The organism is Pseudomonas sp. P42 (assembly GCF_017973755.1).
Classification (GTDB): domain Bacteria; phylum Pseudomonadota; class Gammaproteobacteria; order Pseudomonadales; family Pseudomonadaceae; genus Aquipseudomonas; species Aquipseudomonas iridis.
Genome location: NZ_JACOPU010000005.1, coordinates 138,934 through 151,595, shown reverse-complemented (window position 1 = coordinate 151,595; position 12,662 = coordinate 138,934). Strand labels below are relative to the sequence as shown.

Sequence of the window (12,662 nt, the reverse complement as noted above, 5' to 3'; positions counted from 1 at the left end):
TCCGAACGGTCAGGTTATATCGAGACCGACACAAATTGAAACAATCACGCAAGGGAACTTTTCAGGAATAATTAACGGAAGCAAATGCAAAGCATTACCATTCACGCGTTTGATTCTTCCCAACCTTCCGGATGCGCTTTTCAATGCCTGCCCCGTTCCGTCTCACGCCCGTCACCCTTGGGCTTTCTGCTTTTCTGTCCAGCGGTTTTGCTTACTCCGCGACCGAATTACCCGCCACCGCCATCAGCGCTGAAACGCAAGCCGATGATCCGCGGGTAAAGATCAGCAACACCGCGACCCGTACCTCGACCCCGGTGCGTTATGTGCCCCAGGCCATTGATTCGATCAAAACGTCGAACGTCGCCAATTACGGCACCAACAACATCGGCGATGCCCTGAGTGGCATGCCCAACGTCAGCAGCAGCGCCGACACCCGCTTCGACAGTTTGCGTATCCGCGGCTTCGACGCCAGCAACGACTTCTACCTGGACGGCATTCGCGACGACAGCCAATACAAGCGCGACTTGCACAATATCGAACGCGTCGAAGTGCTCAAAGGCCCGGCGGCCGTGTTGTACGGCCGCGGCAGTCAGGGCGGGATCGTCAACCGCGTGAGCAAGGCGCCTGAGGCCGGCCGCCGCTCGACCATCGAAGCCCAGGGCGGCAGCGAAGATCTGCGCAGCCTGTACGCCGACCTCAGCACCGACCCGAGTGAGAACATCAGCCTGCGTTTGAACATGGGCAACATGGATGAAAACAGCTTTCGCGATGGCGTCAGCGGTAACCGCCAACTGTTCGCACCGTCGATGAGCTGGCAACTGACGCCCGACCTGAACTGGCTGGTGCAGTACGAATACAGCCGCTACAACCGCACACCCGATCGCGGTATTCCGGGCGCGAATGGCCGGCCGGCCGATGTCGGTCGCGACACGACCTACGGCAACGATCACGACTTCATCGACGACAAGTCGCAATCGTTGCGCTCCAGACTCACTTACGAAATCAACGACAACTGGCAACTGCGCCAGACCCTCGGCGTATTCAAGCTCGACAGCGATTTCGACAACACCTACCTCACCGGTTACACGCCCGCGACCAACAAGGTCACGCGCCAGCACTGGCAGCAGGATCTGACCACCCGCAACGTCTACAACACCGTCGAACTGGAGGGTGGTTTCGATACGTTTGGCCTTGAGCATCGTTTGCTGACCGGTATCGAAATCGGCAGCCAGCGCCGCGATCCGACGTTGTACAACGCCGCCACCGGCAGAACGCCAGGCGCGCAACCGGTGCCATCGCTCGACCTGTTCAACCCGAACCGCGATCTGCGTCACACCGGCGCCATGCAGGTCTCCAGCAGCAGCCACACCGAAGTCGAAAGCCGTGCGGTCTTCGTGCAGGATCAACTGCGTCTGAACGATCAATGGCAATTGCTCGGCGGATTGCGCTACGACACGTTTGATATCGAGTCGACCAACAAGCTGCGCAACATGACCGAAGATCGCGACAGCCACAGCACCAGCCCGCGCGTGGGCCTGGTCTGGACGCCGCTGCAGAATCACTCCTTCTACGCGTCGTGGTCGAAGACCTTCTCGCCAGTGGGCGGCGGCCTGATCGGCATCACGCCGGGGGCGGCCGGCAATACCAATGACCTGAGCCCCGAGCTGACCAAGCAGAAAGAGATCGGCGTGAAGAGCGACTGGCTTGATGATCGCCTCAGCACAACGCTGGCGATCTATGACCTGGAGCTCTACAACCGTCGCACCACCGATCCCAATGATCCGACCCTGACGGTGATGTCCGGTCTGCAACGCTCGCGCGGGATCGAACTGACCGCTACCGGCAACATCGTCGGCAACTGGTACGTGCGCGGTGGCGTCGGTATGCAGGATGCGAAGATCGAGAAGGACAATAACGGCCTGGAAGGCAAACGCATCAACAACGTCGCCAAGCACAACGGCAGTCTGTTCCTGACCTGGAAACCGGAGATGGGCTGGTACGGCGAAACCGGCCTGACCCTGGTCGGCCAGCGTTATGCCGATAACGCCAACACCACCGAGCTGCCGGGCTATGGCCGTTGGGATGCGCTGGTCGGTTATCGCTTCAAGGACTGGGATTTGCGTACGGCGCTGAACAACATCACCGATCGCGAGTATTACGCTTCGGCGACCAGCGCCGCGCAGATCATGCCGGGGGCGCCGCGTAGCGTGGTGATGACGGGGACCTATTCCTTCTAATCACCTTGAACCCTGCTCGCGGAAGCGGTGGATCAGCCAGCGAAGATACTGGCTGGTCTGACGCCTTCGCGAGCAGGCTCGCTCCCACATGGAATGGGTATGTACAAAATAACCGTGCAAAAAAAAGCGCCGCCATCCCGGCAGCGCTTTCACCAATCCCTGTTGTTTTTCTTATCCTTCCATCACAGCCCACAACGCTTCCAGTTCGTCCTCGCTGAAAAGGTCAGCGGGATAGCGCTCAATCATCATCCGGCGCGGATCAGGCACCCTGATCTGACGCGTTCCATTGGACCTCAAAAAGTGCGCGACCATCTGGAGCGATTCGCCGTTTACGGCCATGGGATGCAACGTCCGCTCGCTGACTACGTTCACTTCGGCGTTCATTTCAGCGCTCTCTCCCCGTTCGTGAGCGGCTACGTTATCCAAGGTTTATGACAGAACTGTTGAAGTTCCCCTCCCTCCCTAGTGCACCAGGACAAATACAAGAGCTGTGCCAAGGTTTGCGATTTGTCGACAAGCGGATACAAAGAGGCCCGCAGTCCTGTCGGGCTGCGGGCCTCTATGCGCACATAGCGAACTAATCATTGCTCGGCTGATTTGTTAATCAGCTCAAGCTGTTACGACTCAACTCACTCTTTGTGCGGCGCTGGTTGCTGTTGGGTAAGGCAGTGAATATTGCCGCCACCCAGTAACAGTTCGCGGCCCGGCACCATCACCACTTCGTGCTGCGGAAACAGGTTCTGCAGAATTTCCCGGGCCGGGGCATCCATTGGATCGTCGAAGCTCGGAGCGATGATGCCGCCGTTGACGATCAGGAAGTTCACGTAGGAACCGGCCAGGCGCACGCTCGGATTACGCTCCTGCGAGCCATCCACCGGATCGACGCCAGCGCACTCTTCTTCGGTCGCATACAGCGGCCCCGGAATCGGCATCTTGTGCACCGTGAACGGGCGACCCTTGGCATCGGTGCTGTTTTGCAGCACGTTCATTGCCGCCTGGCAGCGCGGGTAGTTCGGGTCTTGTGGATCATCGGTCCACGCCAGCAACACTTCACCCGGACGCACGTAGCAGCAGAAGTTATCCACATGGCCGTCGGTTTCGTCGTTGAACAAACCGTCCGGCAGCCAGATGATTTTATCCACAGCCAGATTGTCGCTCAGCACCGCTTCGATCTCTTCGCGTCCCAGATGCGGGTTGCGATTGCGATTGAGCAGGCACTCTTCGGTGGTGATCAACGTGCCTTCGCCATCGACGTGAATCGAGCCGCCTTCAAGCACAAAACCTTCAGTGCGATAGCGCGGGCTGCGCTCGATCTCGAGGATCTTGCCGCCAACCTGCGAATCGCGATTCCACGGCGCGTACAGACCACCGTCGAAGCCGCCCCAGGCGTTGAAGTCCCAGTTCACACCGCGCACTTCGCCGTTGTTATTGATGACGAATGTCGGGCCGCTGTCGCGTACCCAGGCGTCATCGCTGGACATCTCGACCACGCGGATATTCGGCACGTCGAGGCGCGCGCGGGCGTTTTCGTACTGGCCAGCGGACACGGCAACGGTCACCGGCTCGAAACGGGCGATGGCTTTGGCCACCGCCGCGTGTGCAGCCTGCGCCGGTTTGCCGCCCAGACGCCAGTTGTCCGGGCGCTCGGGCCAGATCATCCAGGTCTGGGTTTGTGGCGCCCACTCGGCCGGCATGTGGAAGCCGTCGGCGCGTGGGGTACTTTTCAATGTGGTCATCGGGATCAGGACTCCAGGGAACCGTCGAGGGTTTTCAACGCGCCGTACAGATTCGGCCGGCGGTCGCGGAATGAACCCCACGCGCTGCGAATATGTTCCAGCTCGTCGAGGTTGAAAGTGTGCACAAGAATACCTTCTTCGGTTTTATTCAGCTCCTGCACTTTTTCGCCAAACTGGTTGGCGATGAACGATGAGCCGTAAAAGGTGATGTCGTAGCCGTCCTGTTCTTCGTTGCCGATACGGTTGCTGGCGATCAAGGGCATCAAGTTTGCGCCGGCATGCCCCTGCTGCACGCGCTGCCAGTGATCGCGCGACGAAATGCTGTTGTCGTGCGGCTCGCTGCCGATCGCGGTTGGATAGAACAGGATTTCCGCGCCTTGCAGGGCCATGCTGCGTGCAGCTTCCGGGAACCACTGATCCCAGCAGATGCCCACGCCGATTTTCGCGTAACGGGTGTTCCACACCTTGAAGCCGGTATCGCCCGGGTTGAAGTAGTACTTCTCGTGGTAACCCGGGCCGTCCGGAATGTGGCTTTTACGATAAATCCCGAGATTGCTGCCATCGGCATCGATGATCGCGATGCTGTTGAACCGCGCACGTCCGGCCAGCTCGTAGAAGCTGATCGGCAACACCACTTGCAGTTCTTTGGCGATTTTCTGGAAATGCTTGATGGCGACGTTTTCTTCAACCGTCGTGGCCAGTTGCAGATAGTCCGGGTTGGGCTTCTGGCAGAAGTACGGCGCTTCGAACAATTCCTGGATCAGGATGACCTGCGCACCTTTGGCTGCGGCTTCACGCACCAGTCTTTCGGCAGTTTCGAGGTTGGCTTCCAGGTCCCAGGAACAGGCCATCTGAGTGGCGGCGACGGTAACGGTACGGCTCATGAATCATCTCCGGGCAATTGCTTGGAAGGTCGAGGATCCGACCGAAGAGAAAAAACGCACGCACCGGACAGCCATCGCCATGCCGGAGCAATGGCGACTTTATAGCCGATAAATATCGGCTATAAAAGCTATAAAATTTTATTTCGTCTGAATTAACCAGATTAATACCGATACAAATCGAACTTAAAACCCAAAAAAATGTGGGAGCGAGCCTGCTCGCGAACGCGATGTGTCAGTCACTGAAAAGGTCGACTGACACACCGCGTTCGCGAGCAGGCTCCCTCCCACAGCGGATTTGCAGGGTTTACAAACCTTCGGTAAGCACCTGATCGAGCATGTCGACGAAGAAATCCACACTCTGACGCGAGGTCACCATCGGCGGTTTGATCTTGAGAATGTTCAGGTCATCGCCGGTCGGCTGCATGAAAATCCCCAGCTCGCGCAGGCGATCACACAGCAACGTGGTCTCTTCAGTCGCCGGCTCCAGCGTCTCGCGATGACGGATCAGTTCCACGCCCAGATAGAAACCGGACCCATGCACCGCACCGACCAGCGGATGTTTATCGATCAACGCTTCGAGCCGTGCCTTGAAATGGCCACCGACTACCTGGGCGTTCTCCCAGAGCTTTTCTTCTTCCATCACATCCAGCACGGCCATGCCGATCTGGCAGCTCACCGGACTGCCGCCGGCCGACGAGAAGAAGTAACCCTCGGCTTCCAGGGCCTCGGCGATTTCCCGGCGCGTGATTACCGCGCCCAGTGGCTGACCGTTGCCCATGCCTTTGGCCATGGTGATGATGTCCGGCACCACGCCCTGCTCCTCGAAACCCCAGAAGAAATGGCCCATGCGCCCGTATCCAACCTGCACTTCGTCGGCAATACACACACCGCCCTGCGAGCGGACCAGCGCATACACCTGCTTCAAGTAACCCGGCGGCAGCGATATACCCCCGGCATTGCCGTACACCGGCTCGCAGATGAACCCGGCCAATTGGCGTTTCTGTTCGGCGATTTTTTCCAGATGATGTTCGACGCTGCGCACGTAGTCCGGCGCCGAATCGAGGCCGCGGAATTCGCCACGATACGTGTTCGGTGCCGGCACCGGATGCACCCACTCCGGACGGCTTTCGAGGGCTTTCGGGTTGTCGGCGATCGAGGTCGACACCGCATCGGCGCCGATTGTCCAGCCGTGATAAGCCTCAAGCACGCTGATCATGTCGCGACCGCCGCTGTAGGCCCACGCCAGACGAATCGCCAGGTCATTGGCTTCGCTGCCGCTGTTGACCAGAAACACCCGATCCATTCCTTCCGGCGCCAGCTTCAGCAAGCGTTCGGAAAACTCGGCCACCGCTGCATAGTTGAACCGCGAGTTGGTATTGAGCAGCGACCACTGACGGGCCGCGACCGCCGCCATGCGCGGATGGCCGTGACCGAGCACAGCCACGTTGTTGAGCATGTCGAGGTACGAACGGCCCTGCATGTCGATCAGGTGATTGCGCCAGCCGCGTTCGATGCGTGGAGGATCGACGTAATAATGTTTTTGCGTGCGGGCGAAACTGGCATCGCGGCGTTCGAGCAACGTTTGCCAATCCAGCTCCGGTTCGGCATCGCAGGCCAGTCCCAGCAAAGCAGCCGGTGACGGGCACAACGACTGCCACGCGGGTGCATGGGACGGCGTACAGAACAGCGGCGCATCCAGATCCGCGCCGCGAATCAGTTGCACGCTCAACGGTCCGCTGACCGCACCCAGCACCTGACCTTTGACCAGCGCCGCGCCACTGTGCAGCGTTGGCGCCACCCCCCACAGACGAACGCTGAGCTGCGGGCCGTCCAGTTGCAATGCCCCGTCTGCCTTTTGATGCAACACGCCGGCAAACGGCGCTTCCACCGCAGTGCCATTCGGCACGCGCAACTCGACGTGCAGCGGGAAGGTATCCGGTTCATCAGCACTGTCCGGACGGGTGCGTGACAAACGATACTGACCATAACGACTCGCCGCCAGACCATGAGCGGCGGCGGCTTCGTTCAGCAGGCGTCGGTCAATGCCCTCCTGCTCCCAGTTGCCGGCCTCGAAATGCGGGCTGAGTACACCGAGATCGATCAGCGCAAATTCGCGCCCGACCAGCTCTGGCAACAACGGCGCGAAACCTTCGCTGTTGATTGCCGGCAATGTCTGACCCACCGCACTGAGAATCGCCGCCTCCATCAACGCCAACGGCACTGATGTGGCGACGCGGAAAATCTCCCACTCGTGACTGAGGTTGTCGCGGCTGTAGGTGTTATCCGGATCGATACTGACTTGTTGTTCGCCGCTGAGCACCAGCACCGCTGCACGGGCGACGATCAGCGGCCATAACGCTTGCAGCTCTTCATGTTGCAGCGGATTGACCGCGTGATAGGCCTGAACCGCCGGCAGAATCACAAACGGATCGCCACCGGCATGGTGCAGCAACGCCGCGCAGGTCACTGACAGATCGGTGATACGCCAGGTGCGCACCAGATCGCCGAAGTCGATGACACCCTGCAGTTGCCAGTGGCGCTGCGCGTCACGCTGCCAGACCACGTTGTCATCGGTGATGTCCATGTGGATCGCCTGCACCGGCAGTTTTTCCAGCAACGGCTGCAAACGGCGCTCGGCCTGCCTGGCGACGTCGGCGATCAACATGCGTTGCTGCTCGTCCTTGATCACCGGTAGCAAGTGGGCGATCAATGCGCTGGCGTGGCGCGCATCCCACTGCAACGTACGCTCCAGACCTGCATGATCGAACCCGGCCAAGGCCAGGTCCATCTCACCGCAAAGCCGACCAAATCCGGCGACCACTGCGTGGCCCAGGTGATCGAGGTGCGTCAGCGGCTGGCCTTCGATGTAATCCAGTAGCCGCACATGGACGGCCTCACCGTCGACCTCAAGCGACAGCAAATCCTCACCGCTATTGGCCGCAATCACCCGCGGCACACGCACATCAGAATGCTCGGCCAGATACTTGAGGCCGGCGTGTTGGGCCTGCAGCTCTAAAAGGGCGTAGTCGCCCCGACAGATTTTCAGCACAAACCGACCGCGAGCACTGTCAACGCGGTAGTTGAGATCCTGCTGGCTGCCAAGGGCCTGCAACGTGCCGCTGAGCCCGTAATGCTCGGCCAGCCATTGCAGGGCCTGCGCCTCGCTGACTTGCGGGCTGGGCAGACTGGCGCGATGAATCAACGTGTCGAGCGACATGAAACGACCCCTGAAATTTTATTAGGCGCTTATATCGCCATTGCTTCTGGCAAGACGCAACCCCTTATACCGATTCCCGATCCGACAAAGAGGACAGCGCATTACCGAGAGCGCCATTATTGAATTTTCCTACAGTGTTTTCAGATTGCGTTTCGCTGCATGCCTCTTCAACCTGTACCCCCTCAGGATAAACCTCAGTAAAATGTCTCTGCGCCGCATCGCACCCTCCAACGAAAGCTGCGCAACATTGCGCGTGCCTTACGTTGTATGGACTACGCTGGCAGCACTCGCACCAAACAGCACTTTGCGCAAGAATGTCAGCCATCCACTCAACATTTCTGGAAATCCGCATGAATGTAATCACCACCAACTTACCCGGTGTTCTGATCATCGAACCCAAGGTGTTCGGTGACGAGCGAGGTTTCTTCTATGAGAGTTTCAACGCCAAGGCTTTCAAGGACGCAACCGGCCTTGATACCCAATTCGTGCAAGACAACCATTCGCGCTCGCAAAAAGGCGTGCTGCGCGGCCTGCATTACCAGCTGCAAAACACCCAAGGCAAACTGGTCCGCGTGACGGCCGGTGAAGTACTCGATGTGGCCGTGGACATCCGTCGCAGCTCGCCGCACTTCGGTAAATGGGTGGCCATGCGCCTGTCGGCCGCAAACCATCGTCAACTCTGGATACCGGAAGGTTTCGCCCACGGTTTTGTGGTGCTGAGCGAGTTTGCCGAGTTCCTCTACAAAACCACTGACTACTACACCCCTTCGGCGGAGCGCAGCATTCGTTGGGACGATCCTGATCTTGGCATCGACTGGCAATTGGACGCAGCACCAAAGTTGTCAGCGAAAGATCAGGCGGCAGTGTTGTTCAAGGACGCTGACGTCTTTTCCTGAGGCCGGGCATAATGCGCCTGTCACTACAGGCGCATCCGGCATATGAAACCACCTCTCCCCCGCAGACCCCGCTGGCGCAGCCTCGCCCTGCTGGCATTGTGTCTGGCGCCGCTGCTGTGGCCGCTGGAACATCTGGCCGAGCGCTATTACCGCAGCGAACTGGCCGGACAGAACCGCCAGACCCTCGACCTGTACGTCGCCAACCTGCTGGGCACCCTGCACCGCTATGAAGTATTGCCGCAGATCCTCGGCGACCTGCCAGCCCTGCGCGCCGTGCTCGGAGCGCCGGACGATGGCGTCACCCAAGGCAATGCCAATCGTCTGTTGAAAAACATCTCGGCCCAAACCGGTGCCGAAGTGATGTACCTGATGGACACCTCCGGGCAAACACTGGCGGCGTCGAATTGGGACAAACACGACAGCTTCGTCGGCCGTAATTTCTCCTTCCGCCCGTATTTCAGCGAAGCCATGGCCGGGCGTCTTGGACGGTTCTTCGGTCTCGGCACCACGTCGGCCAAGCGCGGTTACTTCTTCGCCGCTGCCGTGCGCAACGGTGAAAAAATCATCGGCGTTCTGGTGATCAAGGTCGATCTTGATCACACCGAAAGCCTGTGGGGCAAAACGCCGGAACAACTGCTGGTGACCGACAACAATGGCGTGGTCATCCTCACGTCACGCCCGGAATGGCGCTTTCGCTCGACCCGCGTCTTGAGCGATGCCGAGCGCTTGGCGATCACGGCGATTCAGCCCTACCCGACCCGCGACCCCCGGCCGCTGAACCTCAACACCGACGCCTGGCTGACACAAACCCACGACATCGCCGAAACCGGCTGGAGCGTCAGCATCCTCGCGCCGCGCACGCTGATCGATCGGCCGGTGCGCACGGTGGTCGCCATCGGCGGCGCCACGCTGTTGGTGGTGATGTTGCTGGTGGGTCTGATGATGCAGCGCCGCCGCCACTATCTGGAACGCATCGCCTTCGAAGCCAAGGCGCGGCGGGAACTGGAAGGCCGGGTCGCCGAACGCACCAGCGACCTCGAAGGCCTCAACCGTCGTCTGAAGCAGGAAGTGCTGGAGCGTGAACAGGCGCAGCAGGAATTGGTGCGCGCTCAGGACGATCTGGTACAAGCCGGCAAATTGTCGGCGCTGGGCACGATGTCGGCGAGCATCAGCCATGAACTCAATCAGCCTCTCGCGGCGATCCGCAGCTACGCGGAAAACGCCGAAGTGTTGCTTGATCATCAACGCACCGAAGAGGCGCGCGGCAACCTCAAGCTGATCAGCGAATTGACCGGGCGCATGGCCTCGATCATCGCGCATCTGCGTGCCTTCGCCCGCCGCGATCGGCACGCCCCGGAAAGCGTTGCCCTGCAACCGGCGCTGGATGATGCGCTGGCCTTGCTGGCCAAACGTCGACGGAGCATGGAAGTCGAGTTGATCCGCGACCTGCCCGCCGCCACCTTGTGGGTCGAGGCCGGGGAAACCCGCCTGCGCCAAGTGCTCGGCAATCTGCTGGCCAACGCCCTCGACGCCCTCACCGAAAAAGGCCCGCCGCGCAAACTGTGGCTGAGTGCCGAATCCACGGCCGATGGCGTCAACCTGTACATTCGCGACAACGGTCCGGGTTTCTGCATGGAAGCCCTCGGCCGCGCCAGCGAGCCTTTCTACACGACCAAGACGCGCACCCAGGGTCTGGGCCTGGGCCTGGCGATTTGTGAAACCCTGATGCGCGCCTTCGGTGGTGAACTGTCGTTCGCCAACCACAAGCAAGGTGGCGCCTTGATAACCCTGCGGCTGCGTGCCGGTGCGCCCGGGGTCAGCCTGCAACCGTCCGAGGATCGAAGTGCATGACCATCGACAATCGCATTCAGGTGGTGTTGATCGACGACGATCCGCACCTGCGTCAGGCCTTGGGCCAGACACTGGATCTGGCCGGGCTGAAAATCCTGCCGCTGTCCGAAGCCAAGGGCCTGGCCGGACAACTGGAACGCGACTGGCCGGGTGTGGTGGTCAGTGACATCCGCATGCCGGGCATGGATGGTCTGGAATTATTGAGCGAACTGCACGCTCAGGACCCCGAGCTGCCGGTGCTGCTGATCACCGGCCACGGCGATGTGCCGCTTGCCGTGCAGGCGATGCGCGCCGGAGCGTATGACTTCCTTGAGAAACCCTTCGCCAGCGACGCCCTGCTCGACAGCGTGCGCCGCGCGCTGGCCCTGCGCCGCCTGGTGCTGGACAACCGCAGCCTGCGTCTGGCTCTCAGCGATCGCAACGAATTGAGCACGCGACTGGTCGGCCATTCGCAGCCGATGCTGCGCCTGCGCGAGCAGATCGGCGCGCTGGCGGCTACCAGGGCTGACGTGCTGATCCTCGGCGAAACCGGTGCTGGCAAAGAGGTTGTGGCCCGTGCGCTGCATGACCTGTCGAGCCGTCGCAACGGGCCGTTTGTGGCGATCAATGCCGGCGCGCTGGCCGAATCGGTGGTGGAAAGCGAGCTGTTCGGCCATGAGCCGGGCGCGTTCACCGGCGCGCAAAAACGCCGTATCGGCAAGTTCGAATTCGCCAACGGCGGCACCTTGTTCCTCGATGAAATCGAAAGCATGAGCCTGGATGTGCAAGTGAAACTGCTGCGCATGCTGCAGGAACGAGTCGTCGAACGCCTGGGCGGTAATCAACTGATCCCGCTGGATATCCGCGTCATCGCCGCCACCAAGGAAGACCTGCGCCAGGCTGCCGATCAGGGCCGTTTCCGTGCCGATTTGTATTACCGCCTCAACGTCGCGCCGCTGCGCATTCCACCGCTACGCGAGCGTGGCGAAGATGCGTTGATGCTGTTCCAGTATTACGCCGATGAAGCCAGCGCCCGCCACGGCTTGCCCCCCCACGAACTGCAACCGGCACAGCGCGCCCTGCTACTGCGCCATACCTGGCCGGGTAACGTGCGAGAGTTGCAAAACGCGGCCGAACGCTTTGCGCTGGGTCTTGAACTGGCGCTGGATAACAGCGGCGTCGAGGGCGGCGGCGCCACAGTCCAAATCACTGGCGGCGGGCTCAGCGAGCAGGTGGAAAACTTCGAGAAATCGTTGATCGCCGCCGAACTGGCGCGCACCCACGGCTCGGTACGCAGTCTTGCCGAAGCACTGGGCATACCGCGCAAGACCCTGCACGACAAACTGCGCAAACACGGCCTCAACTTCGGCGACAACAGCCATGGGGAGGAGAACGAATGAACCCGGACACTCACTATCTGGAGTCGGTGCTGCATCGCGATATTCCCCTGACCCGGGACATGGGCATCAAGGTACTCGACTGGCAGGCACAGCAGTTGAGTCTGCATTTGCCTTTGGAGCCCAACGTCAATCACAAAAGCACCATGTTCGGCGGCAGCCTCTATTGCGGCGCGGTGCTGGCGGGTTGGGGCTGGTTGCATTTGCGCTTGAAGGAAGAAGGGATCATCGACGGCCACATCGTGATTCAGGAAGGGCAGATCAGTTATCCGCTGCCAGTGACGGGAGATGCAACAGCCATTTGCCCGGCGCCGGATGCGGCAGTGTGGAAGAAATTTCTGGCGATGTATCAGCGTTACGGGCGGGCGCGGTTGACCCTCAGTACGCGGATCGTCAATGCCGGGAGTGATGAGGATGCGGTGACGTTTAGCGGGCAGTATGTTTTGCACCGCTGAAGGTCAAGAG

The 12,662-nt window shown here is 60.3% G+C and carries 9 protein-coding genes; 5 read left to right on the top strand and 4 right to left on the bottom strand.

Features of this window, described 5'->3' with window-relative positions; all coding sequences use genetic code 11:
* Window positions 1-143 precede the first annotated feature (143 nt).
* On the top strand, window positions 144-2,237 hold the full coding sequence (locus H8B20_RS17480; RefSeq protein WP_210624022.1) for a TonB-dependent receptor: 2,094 nt from the start codon (window positions 144-146) through the stop codon (window positions 2,235-2,237).
* 171 nt (window positions 2,238-2,408) lie between these two features.
* Here H8B20_RS17480 and H8B20_RS17475 read toward each other — a convergent pair whose 3' ends face one another.
* The 4 genes from H8B20_RS17475 to H8B20_RS17460 all read right to left on the bottom strand — a co-directional run bounded on the left by H8B20_RS17475 (window position 2,409) and on the right by H8B20_RS17460 (window position 8,074).
* Entirely contained in the window at window positions 2,409-2,621 is a 213-nt protein-coding gene (locus tag H8B20_RS17475; protein ID WP_042557165.1) for a hypothetical protein, read from the bottom strand.
* A gap of 245 nt (window positions 2,622-2,866) precedes the next feature.
* Window positions 2,867-3,973: an agmatine deiminase gene (aguA, locus tag H8B20_RS17470; protein WP_042557164.1), complete on the bottom strand. Its 1,107-nt coding sequence runs from the start codon at window positions 3,971-3,973 to the stop codon at window positions 2,867-2,869.
* Between the two features lie 5 nt (window positions 3,974-3,978).
* Entirely contained in the window at window positions 3,979-4,857 is an 879-nt protein-coding gene (gene aguB / locus H8B20_RS17465) for an N-carbamoylputrescine amidase (RefSeq protein ID WP_210624021.1), read from the bottom strand.
* Window positions 4,858-5,161: 304 nt separating this feature from the next.
* The gene (locus H8B20_RS17460) at window positions 5,162-8,074 is read right to left on the bottom strand and encodes an aminotransferase (RefSeq protein ID WP_210624020.1); all 2,913 of its coding nucleotides are present in this window, start codon (window positions 8,072-8,074) and stop codon (window positions 5,162-5,164) included.
* Between the two features lie 350 nt (window positions 8,075-8,424).
* Here H8B20_RS17460 and rfbC point away from each other — a divergent pair, with 350 nt between their 5' ends.
* From rfbC to H8B20_RS17440, 4 genes are read left to right on the top strand one after another with little or no spacing between them, the layout of a single operon-like run.
* On the top strand, window positions 8,425-8,970 hold the full coding sequence (gene rfbC, locus H8B20_RS17455; protein ID WP_210624019.1) for a dTDP-4-dehydrorhamnose 3,5-epimerase: 546 nt from the start codon (window positions 8,425-8,427) through the stop codon (window positions 8,968-8,970).
* Between the two features lie 42 nt (window positions 8,971-9,012).
* Entirely contained in the window at window positions 9,013-10,821 is a 1,809-nt protein-coding gene (locus H8B20_RS17450) for a sensor histidine kinase (RefSeq protein ID WP_210624018.1), read from the top strand.
* On the top strand, window positions 10,818-12,200 hold the full coding sequence (locus H8B20_RS17445) for a sigma-54-dependent transcriptional regulator (protein ID WP_042557159.1): 1,383 nt from the start codon (window positions 10,818-10,820) through the stop codon (window positions 12,198-12,200). The genes H8B20_RS17450 and H8B20_RS17445 overlap by 4 nt, the downstream gene beginning before the upstream one ends.
* Window positions 12,197-12,652: a YiiD C-terminal domain-containing protein gene (locus H8B20_RS17440; protein WP_210624017.1), complete on the top strand. Its 456-nt coding sequence runs from the start codon at window positions 12,197-12,199 to the stop codon at window positions 12,650-12,652. Before H8B20_RS17445 ends, H8B20_RS17440 begins: the two co-directional genes overlap by 4 nt.
* The last annotated feature ends 10 nt before the right edge of the window (window positions 12,653-12,662 follow it).

Coding starts and splice junctions, on each gene's coding strand:
- H8B20_RS17440 (WP_210624017.1), top strand. CDS start 12,197: ATGAACCCGGACACTCACTATCTGGAGTCGGTGCTGCATCGCGATATT.
- aguA (WP_042557164.1), bottom strand. CDS start 3,973: ATGACCACATTGAAAAGTACCCCACGCGCCGACGGCTTCCACATGCCG.
- rfbC (WP_210624019.1), top strand. CDS start 8,425: ATGAATGTAATCACCACCAACTTACCCGGTGTTCTGATCATCGAACCC.
- H8B20_RS17480 (WP_210624022.1), top strand. CDS start 144: ATGCCTGCCCCGTTCCGTCTCACGCCCGTCACCCTTGGGCTTTCTGCT.
- aguB (WP_210624021.1), bottom strand. CDS start 4,857: ATGAGCCGTACCGTTACCGTCGCCGCCACTCAGATGGCCTGTTCCTGG.
- H8B20_RS17450 (WP_210624018.1), top strand. CDS start 9,013: ATGAAACCACCTCTCCCCCGCAGACCCCGCTGGCGCAGCCTCGCCCTG.
- H8B20_RS17460 (WP_210624020.1), bottom strand. CDS start 8,074: ATGTCGCTCGACACGTTGATTCATCGCGCCAGTCTGCCCAGCCCGCAA.
- H8B20_RS17445 (WP_042557159.1), top strand. CDS start 10,818: ATGACCATCGACAATCGCATTCAGGTGGTGTTGATCGACGACGATCCG.
- H8B20_RS17475 (WP_042557165.1), bottom strand. CDS start 2,621: ATGAACGCCGAAGTGAACGTAGTCAGCGAGCGGACGTTGCATCCCATG.